We start from the raw sequence: 17,689 nt of genomic DNA on the forward strand, positions 1-17,689 counted from the left end.
GATGACAGGACGCCCACGGCGTCTTCGAGTCCGGGACGGCGTACCAGGCCGATTTCCTTCTTGGTTCGCGTGCGGCGACGGATCAACTCGAACCCGGCTGATCGGCGACAAGCTCACCGCCCCAGGACGCCGGGTCGACATCGCGCTCGGACTGCGAGAAGGTCCAGACGTATCCCGCCAGATCCGAGGCCGTGTACTGGCGCTCCCCATACGGGAACGAGTGCGGTTCGGACAAGAGCGTGGCGCCCTCGGTCGCCGCTCGCGCGGCGTGCTGATCGGCACTCGCGACGCGGACCATGATCGAGAAGACGGGCTCCGCTGGCGCATCGCCTTGCGCCACCACCATGGCGCCGGATCCGATATCGAGCTGCGCCCGATGGCTGCCGATGCGCAGGCGCTCGCTGAAGCCGAACACCCGCACGAGCCACGCCACCGCAGCCGCGACGTCCGGGTAGTGCAGCACCGGGATGACCGTTGCCGAGGACATCGAGCGGTTCTCGGTGCCGGACAGGAAGACGGCGTCTTTGGGCATGCAGGGATTGGAGCATGCGACCCTTCGGCCCTGCAATCGTCGGCGCCACTCACGTCTGACCGCTCCTCCATCCGCCCTCGGCGCAACCCCATTCAACGCTTCATTCCGCAGTTCACGACACGACGGGACGCGTGATCGAGCTTGCCTCATACAACGCCTCCTGGAGCAATCGGAGGAATGACCATGCAGGCAGATCTCGACGTGGCGGCGGTCGCGGACCACGCGCCGACCACGACCCCCAGGAAGAAGAGCTACTTCAAGGCCAATGTGGCCACCGTGCTCGCCATCGCGACCGTCGCGGCGGCGGCGTGGATCACCGCGATGGCCTTCGTCGAGGCCTACGGCCTCGGTGCGAATCACTTCGGCCGATCGACCGACATGGCCAAGCGGGCGGGTCCTGGCGTCGAGCTGTTCGTCCTCGACGGCGTGGCGCTCGTGGTCGCCGCGGTCCTCGCACGGCTGGCGGTCCGAGGCTTCCGTTCGGGTCGCTGAAAGGTCCCGCGGCACGCTTTCTTGCGCTCACGTGTCGATCGCGGTGAGGGTCGTTCGTCGTTCCCATGCACACCCCGTGCAAGGATCACCGCCATGACCATCACCATCACCGCTTTCGACCGTTCCCCAGACGGGGGCAAGGGGCTGGCGCGCGACACGCGCGTGCGCTGGGCGCTGGAGGAGGCCGGGCTCGCCTACGACGTCCGCCTCGTCTCGTTCCTGGCCATGAAGGAAGCGCCGCACATGGCGCTTCATCCCTTCGGCCAGATCCCCACCTATGAAGAGGAGGGGTTGACGCTCTTCGAGACGGGCGCGATCGTCCTTCACATCGGACAACGGCATCCAGGCCTGCTGCCCGACGATGCCGACGCGCGGGCGCGCGCCGTCACCTGGATGTTCGCCGCGGTGAACACCCTGGAGCCGCCCATCCTCGAGTTGACGATGGCCCGCCTGTTCGAACGCGACAAGCCTTGGCATGAGGCCCGGCTCCCCCTGCTGGAGACGCGGGTCCGGACGCGATTGCAGCAGCTGTCGGAGCGACTGGGCGACGCCGACTGGCTCGACGGCGCCTTCAGCGCGGGGGATCTGATGATGGTGCACGTCCTGCTGCGGTTGCGGTCCACGGGAATGCTCGACGAATTCCCGCGACTGGCCGCCTATGTCGCGCGCGGCGAAGCGCGTCCGGCCTACCGGAGAGCCTTCGCCGACCAACTGGCGGTGAACACCCGAGCACCACAGCCGGGCTGATCGCCGGCCCATCCGACGCATTCGACGTCTCATCGCTTTCGCCGCGCAAGGCCTGGCCCCTGCGCCGACCATCGCGGCTTCTTCCACGCCAGGAGCGCGCGATGTCCCTCTCCCCCGCCACCGTTGCGGAGACCCGCCGTCCGCGCGTGCTGCTCACGATCGTGGTCGCGCTGCTCGAACTCGCCCACCTCGCCTGGCAGTGGACCCATGGCGGCATCCTCAGCCATCACCTGCTCGCCAATCCGGACCTGCCGTCCGTGTCCAACGGCTGGGGCATCGTCGCCCTGCCCGCATTGACGTGGATCCTCGCCGGCCGCTTCCTGCGCCGAGCGACCTCCGGCGCGGCGACGCGCGCCATCGTGACCGCCGCGCTGGGCGCCGCCTGTGCCGGCATCGGCCTGTCGCTGGCCTTCAGCCTCGGCACCTCCGATCACGCCGCGCTGGTGCTGCTGGCACTCCTGCTCAGCGGCATCTCATGGCCGACGTACCGCGCCGAATACCTGCTCGGCTTCGTCGTCGGCATGGCGTGGACCTTCGGCTCGATCCTGCCGATCCTCATCGGCTCGGTGCTGGCGCTGAGCTCGTTCCTCGTGCGCCGGGTCGCGTGGCCGGCGATGCGCTGGACGATGGCGCGGCTCAACGCGGCGCGAACATGATGCGGCGCAGGTTCCAGCCGGGAGCGTCCTGGAATACCGTCAGCACTTGAGGGCCGGCGGCCAGCCGCACGGTGGCGGTGACGGTGGTCCAGGTCTGCCAGCCGCCGGTCGCCGGCACGTCGATGTCGCCACCGAGGCTGCGGCCCGACGCATCGGCCAAATGGAGCGCCCGCGGCGCGCCCGAAGGCGAGGCCACGCGGAAGCTGGCGGTGTAGTTGCCCGCGCTCGGCACGTTCACCGTGTAGCGGAACCACTGGCCGCTGCCGGTCCAGCCGACGTTGTAGCCGCCGCCTTCGTCCGACGTCTGTTCCAGGTCGACCCCATCGGGCCGGTAGCTGCTGGCCGAGCCGTTGAGCGACAACACGCTGTAGCCCACAGTGGCGCCGCCGTTGTCGTAGTTCGCCGCCTGCAGCGTGCCCGGCAGGGAGATCGGCTGACTGCGGAAGGCACCGGCGCTGCGGCCGAGCTGCCAGCTGTTCTGGCTCAAGGTCGCACGGAAGCCTCCCGAGTTGTTGATGAAGGGCTGGGCGCCGTTGCCGAGCGTCTGCACCGCGTTGGCGGTGATGCGCGCGCTGCCGCTCGGTGCCGGATAGAACGGGGGTTGCACGACGATGCCGTTGCGCCACGGCGCGACCACCGTGTTCTGCTCCAGCACGACGTTGCTCGCGGCGGAGAAGCCGATGCCGTCGTACAACGCGCCGACGACGGTGTTGCCGGCCACGTAGAGGTCGTCCACCACGCCCACGTTCTGCCCGTCACCGCCGTTGCCGATCTGCAGCGCCGGCTGGCCCTGGTCGAAGCCGTTGCCGCCGGCGCGCTCGACGCGATTGCCGGTGACACGCGTGCTGTGCAGGTCGCTGCCGTTGACGCCGAAACGACCCAGGCCGAGGCCGATGTAGCGCGCCGTGTCGGCGACGTGGTTGTCGGTCACGCGATGACCGCTGCCGCCGTAGATGCCCAGTCCCTTGCCGTTCCACGCGCCGATCAGCGTGTTGTTGCTCAGCGTGGCGTTGGCCATCGCCGTGTAGAACACGCGTCCGCTGCCGGTGTCGTTGTAGTTCACCGAGTTGATCGCCATCGCGTCGTCGCCGGTGCCGCGCACGAAGTTGTTGGTGGCCGTCAGGTGGTTGCCGACGGTGGCGCCCATCGACACGTTGTTGAGGTTGCAGCCGTCCGCCCAGATCGAGGTGAGCCGGTTGTCGCGCACCACGCCGCCGGTGCCGGAGGCCCAGAAACCCGACAGCACGTGCTGCGTCCACAGCTTCTCGGCCAGCCAGTTGGTGCCGGTGATGTCCATCGCGCCGCCGGCGCCGTCGACCGGTTCGCGGCTCCGCGCATTCGAGTCGAGGTGCAGGTTGCGCACCGTCGCCGAGGTGAGCTGGAACAGCGCGCCCAGCCCGCCGCGGGTGTAGGGCAGCGGCACGTCGCGGTAGATCGTGCTGTACCACATGCCCGCGCCTTCGATGGTCACGCCATGGCCGACCAGGCCGTCGCTGCCCTTCAGATAGAAGATGCCGGGCGGCACCCACAGCGTCTTGCGTTGGGCCTGCGCCTGGTTGAGGCAGTTCTGGATGGCCGCCGTGCTGTCACGCGCCTGCGGGTTGCCCGCGCCGTTGGTGGGCGCCGTGTCGGCCACGGCGCCGCAGCTGGTGATGGAGATCGAGTTCGCCGGCTGCGGGAGCGGCGGCGGCGGGTTCTCGACGTCGATGACATCGATGTTGTAGAAGGCCGCCGTGTTGTCGGCGTCGCGCTTGAGCGAGAAGGTGCTGCCCGGGCCGATCGGCTCGCCCACGACGAAGGCGGAGGCCTCGTCGAAGAAGGCACGCGGCCGGCCTCTCGCGGGATTCTGGTCGCTGGCCTGGTACTCGGCGCCCTCGTAGAGCCAGCTCTGGCGCGAGTTGAGGTTCAGGCGCTGGCGGAACACGCCGTTGACGTAGAGGTTGAGCGTGGCGGTGATGCCGCCGCCCGCCGGCGCGTCCGGGATGCTGGCGCGCAGGTTGATGAAGCTGATCGGCTTGCCGGTGGTGTTGGTCCACCACACCTCCTGGCCGGTGGCGGTGAGCGCGACGTAGGCATGGCCGGAGGCCTCGAGCTCGGGGCTCGCGAAGCGGGTGGTCGGCGCGGCCGTCAGCGACACCAGGCGCGCGCCGTTGACCAGCGTGCCCGACTCGGCCTCGAGACTGCGGAAGGTCGTGGTGGCCCCGGCGGCGAGCACCGTCGAGCTGGCCGCCCAGGTCAGCAGGGTGACGACGGAGGCGCGGAGAGAGCGGGAAGTCTGGGTCACGGCGGGTGCTCGAGGGGAGTGGGACTGCAGCGGTGCCGATGATGCGGCACTCCCTCTCCAACACCGCGCACGACGATGCAACGGAGGTAACCGTTCGCCGTCGAGAGAGGTCCTCAGTCGGCGCCTCGCGCGGCGGCGATCGCGGCGCCTGGTTGGCGGGCCAGCTCGATGAAGGCCCGCACGTAGTCAATGGTGGTCTCCGCTTCGCGGGCCCCCAGGAAGATCTGCTTGGGGATGCCGCGTGCGCCCAGCCGCACCGGCACCACGTCCATCCGGGCCGCATATTCGTCGACCAGCCAGCGCGGCAGCGCGGCCACCCCGCGGCCGCTGGCCACCATCTGCACCATGATGTCCGTGGTCTCGATGGCCTTGTGGCGCCGGGGCGTGACGCCGGCCGGCAGCAGGAACTGGCTGTAGATGTCCAGGCGCTCGATGTCCACGGGATAGCTGATGAGCACCTCCTGGGTCAGCTGCTGGGGCTTCACATAGCTCGCCCCCGCCAACGCATGCCCCTTGGCCACGACGAGCACCTGCTCGTAGTCGAACACCGGCACGAAACTCAGTCCCGGCTTGAACAGGGGTCAGGTGTGACCAGCAGATCGATCTCGTAGCCGAAGAGCGCGCCGATCCCGCCGAACTGGAACTTCTGCTTCACGTCCACGTCCACGTCGGGCCAGGCGGTGAGATACGGCGACACCACCTTGAGCAGCCACTGATAGCACGGGTGGCACTCCATGCCGATGCGCAGCGCGCCGCGCTCGCCGAGCGCGAACTGGCCCAGGCGCTCTTCGGCCAGATCGAGTTGCGGCAGGACCCGGTTCGCCACCGCCAGCAGGTACTGGCCCGCCTGCGTCAGGCGCAGGCTGCGGCCTTCACGCAGCCAGATGTCGGCGCCCAGCTGCTGCTCCAGCTTCTTCATGCTGTGGCTCAGGGCGGACTGGGTCAGGTTCAGCACGCCGGCGGCCGCCGTCAGGGACCCCTGCTTCTCGACCTGCTGAACGATGCTGAGATGGATGCGTTCAAGCATTCAGATGAGCCATTTTCATGGATTCGTGAGAATTCACCATTTTACGTCATGGCCTCCCCTGACTAGCATCCGCTCCCTATGACCCGTCCCCTCCGTCTAGTCGCCGTTTCCGGCGGGATGCAACGCCCCTCCAAGTCCGCGGCCCTGGCTGCGCACCTGCTGGATCTGATCGCCGAGGCGGTCCCCTGCGAGCAGCACCTGATCGAGTTGGGTCCGCTGGTCCCGCAGTTCGCCGGCTCGGTCTGGCGTTCCCACCTGCCCGCCGCCGTGGAGCGCGAGCTTGTCGCGGTCGAGCAGGCCGACGTCCTGGTGGTGGCGACCCCGGTCTTCCGCGGTTCCTACACGGGCCTGTTCAAGCACTTCTTCGACTTCATCGATCAGGACGCCCTGATCGACAAGCCGGTCCTGCTGGCCGCGACCGGCGGCAGCGAGCGCCATGCCCTCGTGATCGACCACCAGCTGCGGCCGCTCTTCAGCTTCTTCCAAGCGCGCACCCTGCCGCTGGGCGTGTACGCGACCGACAAGGATTTCATCGACTACCGCCTGCGCGACGAGGCCCTGCTGAAGCGGGCCGCCCTGGCGGTCCAGCGGTCGTTGCCATTGATCGACCTGGCCCGCCACGCCACGTCCCCCCAGGCCGAGGACCGGGTCGCGGCCTGACACCGCGATCGATGCCTCTCCCAGAAATCAGCCCACGCCACTGCCATGAACGAAGCCTTCACCTTCAACCTCAAGAGCATCCGCTTCGATGAGGACTATCAGCCGTCGGACAGCACGCGCATCACGACCAACTTCGCCAATCTGGCCCGCGGAGCGAGTCGGCAGCAGAACCTGCGCAACACGCTGCGGATGATCGACAACCGTTTCAATGACCTGGCGCACTGGGACAACCCGACGGGTGACCGCTACACGGTCGAGCTCGAGATCATCTCCGTCGAGATGAGCGTTGACGCTCAAGGCGGTGACGCGGCATTTCCGTTGATCGAGATCCTCCAGCCCAGCATCCTCGACCGGAAGACCGGTCAGCGCATCGACGGCATCGTGGGGAACAACTTCTCCTCCTATGTCCGCGACTACGACTTCAGCGTCCTGCTCCCGGCGTACAACGTGGACCGCCCGGAATTCGGGACGCCGGAAGGCTTCGGCGACCTGCACGGCAAGCTGTTCAGGCAGTTCGCGAACTCCAGCGCCTACCAGGCGCGATTCAACAAGCGGCCAGTCATCTGCATCAGCGCGTCGACCAGCAAGACCTATCGGCGGACCGGGAATGTCCACCCCGTGCTGGGCGTCGAATACCAGCAGAGCGCGCTGTCGTCGACCGACCAGTACTTCGCGAAGATGGGGATGCAGGTCCGGTTCTTCATGCCCCCGAACGGCGTGGCGCCGCTGGCGTTCTACTTCTTCGGCGACCTGCTGGGCGACTACTCGAGCCTGGAGTTGATCGGGACCATCAGCACGATGGAGACCTTCCAGAAGATCTATCGCCCCGAGATCTACAACGCCAATTCCGCGGCGGGGCAGTGCTACCAACCGAGCCTGAAGCACCAGGACTACTCGTTGACGCAGATCGTCTACGACCGGGAGGAGCGCAGCCAGCTGGCGGTCAAGCAGGGGAAGTTCGCGGAGGAGCAGTTCATCAAGCCCTACCGGCACCTGCTCGACCAATGGGCGGCCCATGTCGAGCTCGAACCCGCCGGTTGAATCCGTCGATTGAATCCGCCGAACACACGCCGAATGAATGGCGAGATCACTCGCCGCACCCGTCTTTGCCTGAAAGGAATCCCCTGATGTTTGAAACCTCCATCGCCGGCAGTCTGCCGAAGCCGGCCTGGCTCGCTGAAACCAACAAGCTCTGGCCTCAATGGCGGGCGGAAGGCGACGCGCTTCTCCAGGCCAAGGCCGATGCGACGCTGCTGTGGATCAAGGCGCAGGAAGACGCCGGCCTGGACATCGTGTGCGACGGCGAGCAATCGCGGCAGCACTTCGTGCATGGGTTCCTCGAGCAGGTCGAGGGCATCGACTTCGAGAACAAGGTGAAGATGGGCATCCGCGACAACCGCTATGACGCGATGGTGCCGCAGGTGGTGTCCGCCTTGCGCCTGAAGGGGCGCGTGCATGCCTTCGAGGCGCAGCTGGCGCGGGCACACACGAAGAAGAAGCTGAAGTTCACCCTGCCGGGACCGATGACCATCGTCGACACCGTGGCGGACCGTTTCTACGGCGACAAGGTGAAGCTGGCGTTCGCGTTCGCCGAGCTGCTGAATCAGGAGGCCCTGGCACTGCAGGCGGATGGCGTGGACATCATCCAGTTCGACGAGCCCGCCTTCAATGTCTACATGAAGGAGGCGGCCGACTGGGGGTGCAGACGCTCGAGCGCGCGGCGCAGGGCCTGACCTGCACGACGGCGGTCCACATCTGCTACGGCTACGGCATCAAGGCCAACACCGACTGGAAGAGCACCCTGGGCGATGAATGGCGCCAGTACGAGGCGGTGTTCCCCGCGCTCGCCCGCAGCCGCATCGACCAGGTGAGCCTGGAATGCATCCACTCCCATGTGCCGCCCGACCTGATGAAGCTGCTGGCCGGCAAGGACGTGATGGTCGGCGTGATCGACGTGGCCAGCGACGTGGTCGAGACACCGGAGGAGGTGGCGGACACCATCGGCCGGGCGCTGGAGTTCGTGCCGAAGGAGCGACTGTTCCCGTGCACGAACTGCGGCCTGGCGCCGATGGGACGGGACGTGGCGTGGCGCAAGCTGCAGGCGCTGGCGGAAGGGACGAAGCTGGCGAAGGAGCGGTTGGGTCAGGCGTGATGCCTCTTGACCTCCGGTGACGGCCACCCGGCAGTCGCGCCCGATAATCGGGGCGAGCTTTCGTATCGCCCCCATGCCCCTCCGCGACCACACCGTTCCCGTCACCCCCTTCCGCCAGAACTGCTCCATCGTCTGGTGCGACGTCACGCATGAAGCCGCGATCGTCGACCCGGGCGGCGAGATCCCCCGCCTGCTCGCAGAGATCGACCGCCTGGGCCTGACGCTGAAGGCGATCTGGCTGACCCACGCCCACATCGACCATGCCGGCGGCACCGGCGAGCTCGCGCGCCTGCGCGACCTGCCCATCGTCGGACCGCATCAGGGCGACCAGTTCTGGATCGCCGGACTGCCGCAGCAGTCGGCGATGTTCGGCTTCCCGCCGGCCGAGATGTTCACGCCCACGCGCTGGCTGGAGGATGGCGACACCGTCCAGATCGGCCACGAGACGCTGACCGTGCGCCACTGCCCCGGCCACACGCCCGGTCACGTCGTCTTCCACTCCGCGAGCGCGAAGCGCTGCTTCGTCGGCGACGTGCTCTTCGCCGGCAGCATCGGCCGCACCGACTTCCCCGGCGGCGACCACGACACGCTGATCCGCTCGATCAACGAGCGCCTCTGGCCGATGGGCGACGACACGGTCTTCGTGCCCGGCCACGGGCCGGAGAGCAGCTTCGGCGAGGAGCGCCGCACGAATCCCTTCGTCGGTGGTCGTTGGGGTTGAGGACTGCGCCGGCCGCTGGCCCTCACCCCCACCCTCTCCCGCAAGCGGGAGAGGGAGCAAGACGGCTTCAGAGCGGCGAGAGGCCCGTGTCCAGGAACCGTGACTCCGGGAAGCCGCGCAGCGCGAGGCGCGGCAAGTTCCACCAGTTCCTCGAAGCTCCGCTCCTTCTGCAGTACCGCCACGCCGCCCATGCGATCGGCCGCATCGGTCAGCTCATCGCCGATGTAGCCGGTCGTCACGATCACCGGCACCGTCGGCAAGGTCTCGCGCACCGCCACCGCCAGCTCCAGCCCGGTCATGCCCGGCATGTTGAAGTCGGTGATCAGCAGCTGCACCGGCACGCGGCCGTTCTCGATGTCGGCGAGGCACTCCGTCGGCTCGGCATAGGTGCGCACGTCGTAGCCCGCCTTCTTCAGCAGGGCCTCCACCATCATCAGCACGATCGGATCGTCGTCGACATAGAGGACATGCTCGCCCACGCCAGGGTCGGCGACCTTCGCCAGCGCCGCCGTGTCCAGCGTCGCCGTCTCGCTGCCCGCCACGGGCAGGTAGACCGAGAACACCGTCCCCATCCCCGGCCGCGACTGCACGTCGATCGCGCCGCCGTGCGCATGCACGATGCCGTGGACGATGTGCAGCCCCAGACCCGTGCCCTGCCCGCGCGGCTTGGTGGTGAAGAAGGGCTCGAACAACCGCTTCGTCACCTCCTCCTCCATGCCGTGCCCGTCGTCACGCACGCTGAGTTCCGCGTAGTGCGTGGGAGCCACGCGGCCGATCGCGAACGCATGCGGCACATCGAAATGCACGGCCCGCAGGCTGACATGCAGTTGCCCGTGCCCACCCGGCATCGCCTGCCACGCGTTCGTGCACAGGTTCAGCACGACCTGCTGGACCTCCGCGGGATCCACCGTCGCCACGCAGTCGTCGCCGTGCAGGTCCACCGTCAGCCGGACCGACGCCGGCAGCGTCGACCGCAGCAGGCCGATGCTGTCCTCGACCAGCGGCCGCAGCTTGTGCTTGGACAGTTCATGGCCGCTGCCGCGCGCGTAGGCCAGGATGCGCTGCACGATCTCACGCGCCCGGTCGCCGGCCCGCTTGATCTGCTGCATGTGCCCGCGCAGTGGCGAGGTTGACGGCAGCTCGTCCAGCATCATTCCCGCGTGCCCGAGGATCGCCGCCAGGATGTTGTTGAAGTCGTGCGCCACGCCGCCCGCCAGCGTGCCCAGCGATTCCATCCGCTGGATGCGCATCAGCTTCTCCTCGAAGTCGACGCGCGTCAGCTCATCGGCCTTGCGCATCGTGACGTCGATGAACAGCACCACCAGGCCGTGCTCGCAGGGGAAGGCGCGGCACTCGAACCACTTGCTCAGGCGGGCGTTGAATTCCTCGTAGATGTGCGCGGCGCGCGTCTGCATCGCGGAGCGGGCCTCGACATCGAAGCGCTCGCCCATCGCGCCGGACAGCGTCGTCCAGTAATTCCTGCCGATCAACGCCTCGCGCTGCCGGCCGCTCGCGCGCTCGAAGGCGACGTTGACGAACTCGATGGTCCAGTCGTGCTCGAGCAGGATCACCGCGTCGGTGACGTAGTCGAGCGCCGCCCCGACGTGCGCGACGCCTTCCTCGGGTGCGGGGGATGCACCCGGCCCGTGCGATGGCTCCTGACCCGGCATGTGGACCCTCAGGTGGACGGGGCCTAGTGTGACCCTCGTGGGCGGCCTCGGCAATCGCTGTGCCAACACCTAACCGTAGGGAAGGCCGATGGCATCGGCCTTTCGAGCCATCAGGCCCCGAAAGCGGCGCCGTGTCTCCCCGTGCTTGCCCGTGGTCCCCGCCGTCCTCCGTCAGGACTTGGCGGGCGGCTGGTAACGCTGCTCGGGCTTGGACGCGCGGGCGTACAGGTTCTGCACCCGAGGCAGCGTGCGCTCGATGTCGCGGATCCGCGTCGGGCCGGACGGGTGCGTGGACAGGAACTGCGGCGGCGCGCCCTTGCTCGCCTGTCCCATCTTTTCCCACAGCGTGATGCCGGCCTGCGGGTTGTAACCGGCGCGGGCCGCGAGCTCCATGCCGACCAGGTCGGCCTCGCTCTCGTCCTCGCGGCTGAAGGTCAGGGACAGCAGTTGCCCGCCCATGTTGGCCACGCCGCGGCCGAAGTCGCCCAGGCCGAAGATCGCGGCGCCCAGCTGGATCGCGCCATTGGTCGCCATGTTCTTGCCCATGCGCTCGCGGGCATGCTCCCGCAGCGCGTGGGCCATCTCGTGGCCCATGATCATGGCGACCTCGTCGTCGCTCAATTGCAGCTGCTGCAGGATCCCGTAATAGAACGCGATCTTGCCGCCCGGCATGCAGAACGCGTTGAGCTCCTTGCTGCCGATCAGGTTCACTTCCCAGCGCCACTGCTGCGCGCGCGCGTTCCATGCGCCAGCGAACGGGATGATCCGCTGCGCGATCGCCCGCAGGCGGATCAGCTGCGCGTTGCTGGCCGGGGCCAGCGCCTTCTGCGACTGGGCCTGCCGCATCATCTGCGCGTACTGCTGCTGCGCGGCGGCTTCGACCTGCTCGGCCGAGACCAGCTTCGTGAAGCGGCTCTGCTTGCCGACATCGACCCCGTCCTGCGCCCAGGCGGGAGACAGCGCCAGCGCGCCGCCGGCGGCGATCAGTCCAGTGAACAGACGCCGCGCGGGCTGACGCGGGGCACCGTCCGCGCCGCATCGGCGGCAATCGCATGGGCCGAAGCCGTAGGCGGGCGCCGAAGGAAGGTGAACATCGGCGTCGGGGGAGAAGTCAGCATCAACCATGGCGGGATTCTAGGCAGGCGACAATCCCGGTCATCATGTCCCAGTCGCCACTGATCACGCCGTCTCCGACCTGTGCCACCTCGCCGCTCGACCCGCAGGAGTTCCGCGCGGCGCTCGGCATGTTCGCCACCGGCGTCACCATCGTGACCGCCCGCGCGGAGGACGGCACCCTGGTCGGACTGACGGCCAATTCGTTCAACTCGGTGTCGCTGTCGCCGCCGCTGGTGCTCTGGAGCCTGGCGCGCCGGGCCGGCTCGATGCCGGTGTTCAGCCGCGGCTCGCACTACGCGATCAACATCCTGGCGGCCGACCAGAAGGAGCTGGCGCAACGCTTCGCCACGCGCGACATCGACCGCTTCGCCGGCGTGCGCTTCCGAGAAGGCTGCGGCGGCGCCCCGGTGCTGGAGGGCTGTGCGGCCGTCTTCGAATGCGCGAATCGCAGCCAGTACGAGGAAGGCGACCACGTCATCTTCGTCGGCGAGGTCGAGGCCTGCACCCGCGCCGAACAGGCGCAGCCGCTGATCTTCCACGGTGGGCGGTACTACACCGAGCTGCCGATCTGAGCGCACGGGCCGAGCAGGCCGTCTGAGCGGACGTTCCCGCGCGCTCAGTCCCCCGCGCGCCGGCCCACCGGCCAGAACGGCGCCATGCGGCGCACCGCGCGCCAGCGCCAGGCACCCAGCGCCGCGGTCAGCGGCCCGGTGACGGCCAGGATGTGCCAGGGCGACAGGTCGAGGAGCCGGTGGCCCGCCACGCCCATCCCCATCGCCAGCACCATGGCCAGGATCATGACGCCCGACTGCGCGGCGCCCGGCTGACGCTGGCGCGACCAGTCCAGCCACAGCAGCAGGCAGCCCGGCACCGCAGTCGCGGCGAAGTACAGACCCATCAGCGGCATCTCGTCGGACCAATCGCCGGGAGCGAGCGCGGCCATCAGAAGCAGCGATCCCGCGCCGAACCCGAGCACGACGAAGAACTGCGTCAGCAGCCGTCGGGCCATCACGCGATTCATCGCCTCGCCGCGCGGCATGCCCGGGACGAGCACCAGCAGGGATTGCTCGGCGCGGGTGCGATACAGCGTCGTGGTCGCGCTGAGCATCGGGCCGAACAACGCGCACATCACCCCGAACGAACTGCCCGGCAGCGCGCCTTGCAGCACCTTCGTCCCCCGTGATTCCGGCAGCCAGAACAGCGCCGCGAGTTCCGCGACCAGCAGCAGGACGACGACGACGACGGCCGCGCTCAGGATGGACGACCAATGAGCGCCGCGCATCGCGGCGATCTCGGCCCGCGCGACCACGCTGTCGGCGGTCGGCGACGCCGTGCGCAGCAGATGCTCGCGCCACGCCGGCAGTCCCCACGAGAACGGCTTCGCGAGCACGCGGCCGAGCCGGGTCTCCGGCGGACGGGCATGGGCCCCGCCCTTCATCGAGAACATGTCCCGGATCTGACGCGTCGCGCGCCAGGAGCGCCGATGCGCCGCATCGCCGTCCTGGAGCATCCGCCACAGGACCGCAGCCATCGCGAGCATGCACAGGACCGTCTGCATCAGCGGTTGCTGCTCGTGCCAGTCGCGCATCAGGTTCGCCGCGTTGCGCCAGAGCCCCGCGTCCGGGAGCAACGGACCGACGAACCACGGGGCGACCCAGATCACGAACCAGGCCCACGGCCAGCGCATCGTGACGCCGAAGCCGACGATCGCGGCGCCCGCGATCATCGTGAACATCAGGAATCGGCCGAACACCGCGTGCATCAGCAACCCGTCGGCCACGGCGATCACGAAGAACAGCGCGACCGCCACCTCGCGGAGCTGGCGCACATGCCCGGGCACGAGGCGCGCGGAGTCGGGATGGTTCTGCATCGTCAGCGACGTGCCGCAGATCCACCACGCGAACTGCAGCAGGATCGCGGTCGAGATGCAGAAGGCGGCCCCGGCCGCGGAGGCCGACCTGATCGACGCGAGGCCCGTGATCGTCGCCACCGGCAGCAGCAGCCACCACACCCGCCGCAGCGACCGGCCGATCGCGCGCAGCGCGGCGGCATGGCCGCCGAGACCGGGCGACGGCAACGCGGCGTTCATTGGCGCCTTCATGGCGGCGTTCACTGCGTCAGCTCCAGGAACAGGTCCTCGAGGCTGAGCGCCTCGCAGCGCAGCGCGGCATCTCCCTGGGGCAGACGTCCTTCGGGGAAGCGCACCAGCCAGCGCGGCTGCTCGCCGAGGTCGCGGCGGCCCAGCACCTGGCCGCCGTGCGCGTCGACCGCCGCCTGCAGGCGGCCGACCGGCCCGGACAGCAGCCGGATCTCCTCCGCGAGCGCGTCCTGCGGCGCCTGCAGCGCGATGCGGCCGCGGCTCAGGAAGGCGACATTGAAGGCCACGCGTTCCAGGTCGGACAGGATGTGCGTCGAGAACAGCACCGTCGTGCCGCGGTCCAGCACCTGGTCGACCAGCTCGCGCAGGAAGTCGCGCCGCCCCGCGGCGTCGAGGCTGGCGACGGGCTCGTCCAGCACCAGCAGGTCGGGCTCGTGCGCCAGCGCGCGGATGATCGACAACCGCTGCTGCTGGCCCTGCGAGAGCTGGGCGACGCGCCGGTCGCGCGGGATCTCCCAGCGCGACATCAGCCCATCGACCTTGGCGTCGTTCCAGCGCGGATAGAAGCTGCGGAAGTAGCGCAGCAGGTCGCCGGCCTGGAAGTCCTCGAACAGCGCCGACTGCTGCGGCACATACCCCAGCCGCGCGCGCAGCGCGTCGTCCGGCGTCAGCGCCGGCTGGCCGAAGAGCCGCACCTCGCCGGCCTGCGGTTCGCGCAGGCCCAGCAGCGTCTCCAGCAGCGTGGTCTTGCCCGCGCCGTTGCGGCCCAGCAGGCCGACGACCTGTCCCTGCGCGAGCGACCAGTCCAGGCCGGCCAGCACGCCCGGCTGCCCCTTGAAGTCGACGCGCAGGCCGCTGGCGCGCACCGGCGGCTCGGCCAGGGCGTCGTCGCCCAGCGCCCGGCTCTGCGCCGGGCTGATGGTCATCGTGTGATCGAGCGTCTCGTGCAGTGTCTGCTTCAGCATGTGCGTCATCGCGTCTCTCCCTGGTCCTCGAGCAGCGCCTTGAACAGCGCCAGCACCTGATCCGGCGGCAGCTCCAGCTGGCGCGCCTCGGCGGCGGCCTTCTCGAGCGTCGGGCGCAGCAGCTCCACGCGGCCGCGCGTCTTCATCGCCTTCTGATGCTGCGCCGCCACCACCATCGGCAGGCCGCGGCGGCGCTCCACCAACCCTTCCGCCTCCATCAGCCCGAAGGCCTTGGAGACGGTCATCGGATTCACCGCCAGCGCCTGCGCCAGCTCGCGCACCGACGGGATCTCCTCCCCCGCCACCAGTTGCCCGCTGGCGATGCGGCGGCGCAGCTGCTCCACCAGCTGGCGGTAGATCGGCTCGGGAGAGCCCGGGTTGATGCTGAAGAGGAGGTCGGCGTCCATCGGTCAGGTGTCGGCGCCGACGGCATCGTCAGCGTGTATCAGTACAGTAATACACAAGGCGACAGATCGTCAACCCCGGGCTCGACGGGAGGACACCGTCATTCGCCGGTCGCGGACTCGCTCTCCGTGTGCCGGTCAGGCTCCGTGGTGCGGAGGATCTCGTTCAGGACGGACGTGGCGTAGTTCCCGGCGGGCAGGGAGAACTCGAGCACCAGCTGATCGGCCTGCGGCCATGCCCACGACATGTCCGCCGGACTCGCCACCAGGGCACGGCGCTCCTGATCCAGGCCGGCGTGTTCCATGCCGTCGCACAAGGTGGCATGAGGTTCGGCCACGCCGTTCTCCAGCGCCTGCGCCTGGTCGGTGGTGCTCACGCGGCCCCGTCCCCAGAGCGGGCCGGTGGGCCGGCCCGACTCGTCCATCACGTCACCGGGCAGGGTCCTGCCCCAGAGTCCCTGATGGATACGCAGCGCCAGCACTTCATTGAAGACGAAGGAACGCACCGCCGACAGGTAGATGCCCTTCTTCTTCGGGTTGCGCACGCGGATCTCGCGCGCCAGCATGGCCCGGCCCTGCTCGACGTTGCCGCCCTCGAAGCCGAACCGCTGGGCACCGAAGTAGTTGGGCACGCCCTGCGAGGCCACGGACTTGAGATTGGCTTCGATGGCATCGCGGTCGCCGGTCACGTCGCGCAGCACGATGCGGAAGCGGTTGCCCTGCAGATCACCGGGGCGCAGCTTCTTCACGTGGCGGCTCTGGCTCAGCACCTTGAATTCGGGGTGCTGAAGCAGGGTCAGGTCTGGCGTCTCGCCCTTCGGCAGGTAGATGCTGAACCACTGGCGGGTGATGGCGTAGCGGTCCTTGAGGCCGGCATAGCCCACGTCCCTTTCCTCCACGCCGGCGGCCTCGGCCAGCTGCTGCGCGACGAAGGCGGTGTTGGCACCGTTCTTCTCGATGTCCAGCCAAAGGTGTTCGCCCCCACCGGAGGGCAGCTGCAGCGGCAGCTCGGTCACGATGAAATCCTCGTTGAGGAGTTTCAGGGTGGCGCTGGCGCCGCTGGCCGGATAAGCGTTGGGCCACTGCGGCAAGGTCTTGTATTGAGCGTCGGTCATGAGCAGTCTGACCGCACCAGGTGTAGACAGCGACAGGCTGTCTAGCCGACGTGGGGCGGTGCAGGCGGCGATTCTCCCTCTGCCCGCCTGCGTGCGAGCCCCTCGCGCGCTAGGCGTCGAGATGTGGCGCCAGAGTCTGCGCGAGCCAGTCGATGAAGACGCGCACCCGTCGGGGAGGTTCTGCCGATGCGCGACCACGACCGACACGGGCAGAGGCTTCGGCGTCAATCCCGGCAGCACCTCGACCAGCTCGCCGCTGGCGAGGAAGGGCGTGAGGCTGGCGCGCCCGGCCTGGATGAGTCCCAGTCCGGCAAGACCCGCGACGTGATAGGTCTGCACGTTGTTGAAGCTGATCGAGCCCGGCAGCGACAGCGTCTGGTAGCCGCTCCCATCCGGGTACTCCCAACCGACGGGCGGGCTCCCCAGCGTCGGCGCGTAATGCACCATGCGATGGCCTTGATCCAGCAAGTCCGACAGCGACCGGGGAACGCCGAATCGCTCCAGATAGGCGGGACTCGCCGCATTGACCATCGGAAGGACGCCCAGCCGTCGCGCCACGAGCGACTCGTCGACGATCCCGCCGACCCGGAGCACGCAATCCATGCCTTCCTGGATCAGATCGACGCGACGGTCGGTGCTCGAGATCTCGAGCACCAGGTCGGGATGGGCGTCGACGAAGCTCGGCAAGGCCCGGACGATGGTGGAGCGTGCGAACTCGGTCGGCAGATCGACGCGGAGGCGACCGCGCAGCGGGGCCTCGCTCCCGGCGAACATCGCCTCCAGCTCTTCGGCGTCGGCCAGGACTGCCCGGGCGCGGGCATGGAAGCTTCGTCCATCTTCGGTCAGCTGCACCGTCCGGGTCGAGCGGTGCAGCAGACGGACGCCCATCCGGGCCTCCAACTCGCGGACGACGATCGACGCCCGGCCCTTCTGGATGCCGAGGCTCTCGGCGGCCCGCGTGAAGCTGCCCATCTCGGCGATGCGGACGAAGATTGCCAGCGGTTCCAGATTCTTCATTGTGACTTCCAGGGAGAACAATGCATTCTCATT

At 68.7% G+C, this 17,689-nt stretch carries 14 protein-coding genes and 4 pseudogenes; 8 read left to right on the plus strand and 10 right to left on the minus strand.

Going from position 1 to position 17,689, the window contains the following annotated elements; genetic code table 11:
- Positions 1 to 82: 82 nt before the first annotated feature.
- Positions 83 to 532: a VOC family protein gene (locus ACQ859_RS00815; RefSeq protein ID WP_431264196.1), complete on the minus strand. Its 450-nt coding sequence runs from the start codon at positions 530 to 532 to the stop codon at positions 83 to 85.
- A gap of 183 nt (positions 533 to 715) precedes the next feature.
- Here ACQ859_RS00815 and ACQ859_RS00820 point away from each other — a divergent pair, with 183 nt between their 5' ends.
- From ACQ859_RS00820 to ACQ859_RS00830, 3 genes are all read left to right on the plus strand, one after another.
- Positions 716 to 1,024: a hypothetical protein gene (locus ACQ859_RS00820; RefSeq protein WP_431264197.1), complete on the plus strand. Its 309-nt coding sequence runs from the start codon at positions 716 to 718 to the stop codon at positions 1,022 to 1,024.
- Positions 1,025 to 1,117: 93 nt separating this feature from the next.
- Positions 1,118 to 1,771 (plus strand): glutathione S-transferase family protein, encoded by a 654-nt coding sequence (locus tag ACQ859_RS00825; protein WP_431264198.1) that lies wholly within the window; start codon positions 1,118 to 1,120, stop codon positions 1,769 to 1,771.
- 101 nt (positions 1,772 to 1,872) lie between these two features.
- Entirely contained in the window at positions 1,873 to 2,427 is a 555-nt protein-coding gene (locus tag ACQ859_RS00830; RefSeq protein WP_431264199.1) for a hypothetical protein, read from the plus strand.
- Here the strand turns inward: ACQ859_RS00830 and ACQ859_RS00835 are convergent.
- Together ACQ859_RS00835 and ACQ859_RS00840 are read right to left on the minus strand one after the other, a co-directional pair.
- Positions 2,408 to 4,711, minus strand: a complete 2,304-nt coding sequence (locus ACQ859_RS00835; protein ID WP_431264200.1) for a carbohydrate-binding protein — start codon at positions 4,709 to 4,711, stop codon at positions 2,408 to 2,410. The two genes, ACQ859_RS00830 and ACQ859_RS00835, sit on opposite strands and share 20 nt — an antisense overlap.
- A gap of 113 nt (positions 4,712 to 4,824) precedes the next feature.
- Positions 4,825 to 5,738: pseudogene (locus ACQ859_RS00840) on the minus strand (LysR family transcriptional regulator).
- 78 nt (positions 5,739 to 5,816) lie between these two features.
- Between ACQ859_RS00840 and msuE the strand changes: the two are divergent.
- From msuE to ACQ859_RS00860, 4 genes and pseudogenes are all read left to right on the plus strand, one after another.
- Positions 5,817 to 6,398, plus strand: coding sequence for an FMN reductase (gene msuE / locus ACQ859_RS00845; RefSeq protein ID WP_431264201.1), 582 nt, complete (start codon positions 5,817 to 5,819; stop codon positions 6,396 to 6,398).
- A 45-nt stretch (positions 6,399 to 6,443) separates the two neighbouring features.
- Positions 6,444 to 7,439, plus strand: a complete 996-nt coding sequence (locus ACQ859_RS00850) for a DUF1852 domain-containing protein (RefSeq protein WP_431264202.1) — start codon at positions 6,444 to 6,446, stop codon at positions 7,437 to 7,439.
- Between the two features lie 86 nt (positions 7,440 to 7,525).
- Positions 7,526 to 8,550: pseudogene (locus ACQ859_RS00855) on the plus strand (methionine synthase).
- A 73-nt stretch (positions 8,551 to 8,623) separates the two neighbouring features.
- Positions 8,624 to 9,271 (plus strand): MBL fold metallo-hydrolase, encoded by a 648-nt coding sequence (locus ACQ859_RS00860; RefSeq protein WP_431264203.1) that lies wholly within the window; start codon positions 8,624 to 8,626, stop codon positions 9,269 to 9,271.
- Between the two features lie 146 nt (positions 9,272 to 9,417).
- Here ACQ859_RS00860 and ACQ859_RS00865 read toward each other — a convergent pair.
- Positions 9,418 to 10,941: pseudogene (locus tag ACQ859_RS00865) on the minus strand (hybrid sensor histidine kinase/response regulator); the annotation flags it as partial.
- A 171-nt stretch (positions 10,942 to 11,112) separates the two neighbouring features.
- Positions 11,113 to 12,066 (minus strand): M48 family metallopeptidase, encoded by a 954-nt coding sequence (locus ACQ859_RS00870; protein ID WP_431264204.1) that lies wholly within the window; start codon positions 12,064 to 12,066, stop codon positions 11,113 to 11,115.
- 35 nt (positions 12,067 to 12,101) lie between these two features.
- Between ACQ859_RS00870 and ACQ859_RS00875 the strand changes: the two genes are divergently transcribed.
- Positions 12,102 to 12,629: a flavin reductase family protein gene (locus ACQ859_RS00875; RefSeq protein WP_331614856.1), complete on the plus strand. Its 528-nt coding sequence runs from the start codon at positions 12,102 to 12,104 to the stop codon at positions 12,627 to 12,629.
- Positions 12,630 to 12,673: 44 nt separating this feature from the next.
- On the opposite strand, the gene ACQ859_RS00880 is transcribed toward ACQ859_RS00875, so the two are convergent.
- The 5 genes and pseudogenes from ACQ859_RS00880 to ACQ859_RS00900 all read right to left on the minus strand — a co-directional run bounded on the left by ACQ859_RS00880 (position 12,674) and on the right by ACQ859_RS00900 (position 17,656).
- On the minus strand, positions 12,674 to 14,170 hold the full coding sequence (locus tag ACQ859_RS00880) for a hypothetical protein (RefSeq protein WP_431264205.1): 1,497 nt from the start codon (positions 14,168 to 14,170) through the stop codon (positions 12,674 to 12,676).
- The gene (locus ACQ859_RS00885) at positions 14,167 to 15,129 is read right to left on the minus strand and encodes an ABC transporter ATP-binding protein (protein ID WP_431264206.1); all 963 of its coding nucleotides are present in this window, start codon (positions 15,127 to 15,129) and stop codon (positions 14,167 to 14,169) included. Before ACQ859_RS00885 ends, ACQ859_RS00880 begins: the two co-directional genes overlap by 4 nt.
- On the minus strand, positions 15,126 to 15,527 hold the full coding sequence (locus tag ACQ859_RS00890; RefSeq protein WP_431264207.1) for a GntR family transcriptional regulator: 402 nt from the start codon (positions 15,525 to 15,527) through the stop codon (positions 15,126 to 15,128). The genes ACQ859_RS00885 and ACQ859_RS00890 overlap by 4 nt, the downstream gene beginning before the upstream one ends.
- 98 nt (positions 15,528 to 15,625) lie before the next feature.
- Positions 15,626 to 16,639, minus strand: coding sequence for a tRNA pseudouridine(13) synthase TruD (truD, locus tag ACQ859_RS00895; protein ID WP_431264208.1), 1,014 nt, complete (start codon positions 16,637 to 16,639; stop codon positions 15,626 to 15,628).
- Positions 16,640 to 16,748: 109 nt separating this feature from the next.
- Positions 16,749 to 17,656, minus strand: a pseudogene (locus tag ACQ859_RS00900) (LysR family transcriptional regulator).
- Between the last annotated feature and the right edge of the window lie 33 nt (positions 17,657 to 17,689).

The organism is Roseateles chitinivorans (assembly GCF_050632235.1).
Lineage (GTDB): Bacteria > Pseudomonadota > Gammaproteobacteria > Burkholderiales > Burkholderiaceae_C > Roseateles > Roseateles chitinivorans_A.

What these genes read in the sequence shown, in the direction of transcription:
- ACQ859_RS00860 (WP_431264203.1), top strand. Translation starts at nt 8,624, where the DNA reads ATGCCCCTCCGCGACCACACCGTTCCCGTCACCCCCTTCCGCCAGAAC.
- ACQ859_RS00850 (WP_431264202.1), top strand. Translation starts at nt 6,444, where the DNA reads ATGAACGAAGCCTTCACCTTCAACCTCAAGAGCATCCGCTTCGATGAG.
- ACQ859_RS00830 (WP_431264199.1), top strand. Translation starts at nt 1,873, where the DNA reads ATGTCCCTCTCCCCCGCCACCGTTGCGGAGACCCGCCGTCCGCGCGTG.
- ACQ859_RS00885 (WP_431264206.1), bottom strand. Translation starts at nt 15,129, where the DNA reads ATGACGCACATGCTGAAGCAGACACTGCACGAGACGCTCGATCACACG.
- ACQ859_RS00870 (WP_431264204.1), bottom strand. Translation starts at nt 12,066, where the DNA reads ATGGTTGATGCTGACTTCTCCCCCGACGCCGATGTTCACCTTCCTTCG.
- ACQ859_RS00815 (WP_431264196.1), bottom strand. Translation starts at nt 532, where the DNA reads ATGCCCAAAGACGCCGTCTTCCTGTCCGGCACCGAGAACCGCTCGATG.
- ACQ859_RS00875 (WP_331614856.1), top strand. Translation starts at nt 12,102, where the DNA reads ATGTCCCAGTCGCCACTGATCACGCCGTCTCCGACCTGTGCCACCTCG.
- ACQ859_RS00825 (WP_431264198.1), top strand. Translation starts at nt 1,118, where the DNA reads ATGACCATCACCATCACCGCTTTCGACCGTTCCCCAGACGGGGGCAAG.
- truD (WP_431264208.1), bottom strand. Translation starts at nt 16,639, where the DNA reads ATGACCGACGCTCAATACAAGACCTTGCCGCAGTGGCCCAACGCTTAT.
- ACQ859_RS00890 (WP_431264207.1), bottom strand. Translation starts at nt 15,527, where the DNA reads ATGGACGCCGACCTCCTCTTCAGCATCAACCCGGGCTCTCCCGAGCCG.
- msuE (WP_431264201.1), top strand. Translation starts at nt 5,817, where the DNA reads ATGACCCGTCCCCTCCGTCTAGTCGCCGTTTCCGGCGGGATGCAACGC.
- ACQ859_RS00820 (WP_431264197.1), top strand. Translation starts at nt 716, where the DNA reads ATGCAGGCAGATCTCGACGTGGCGGCGGTCGCGGACCACGCGCCGACC.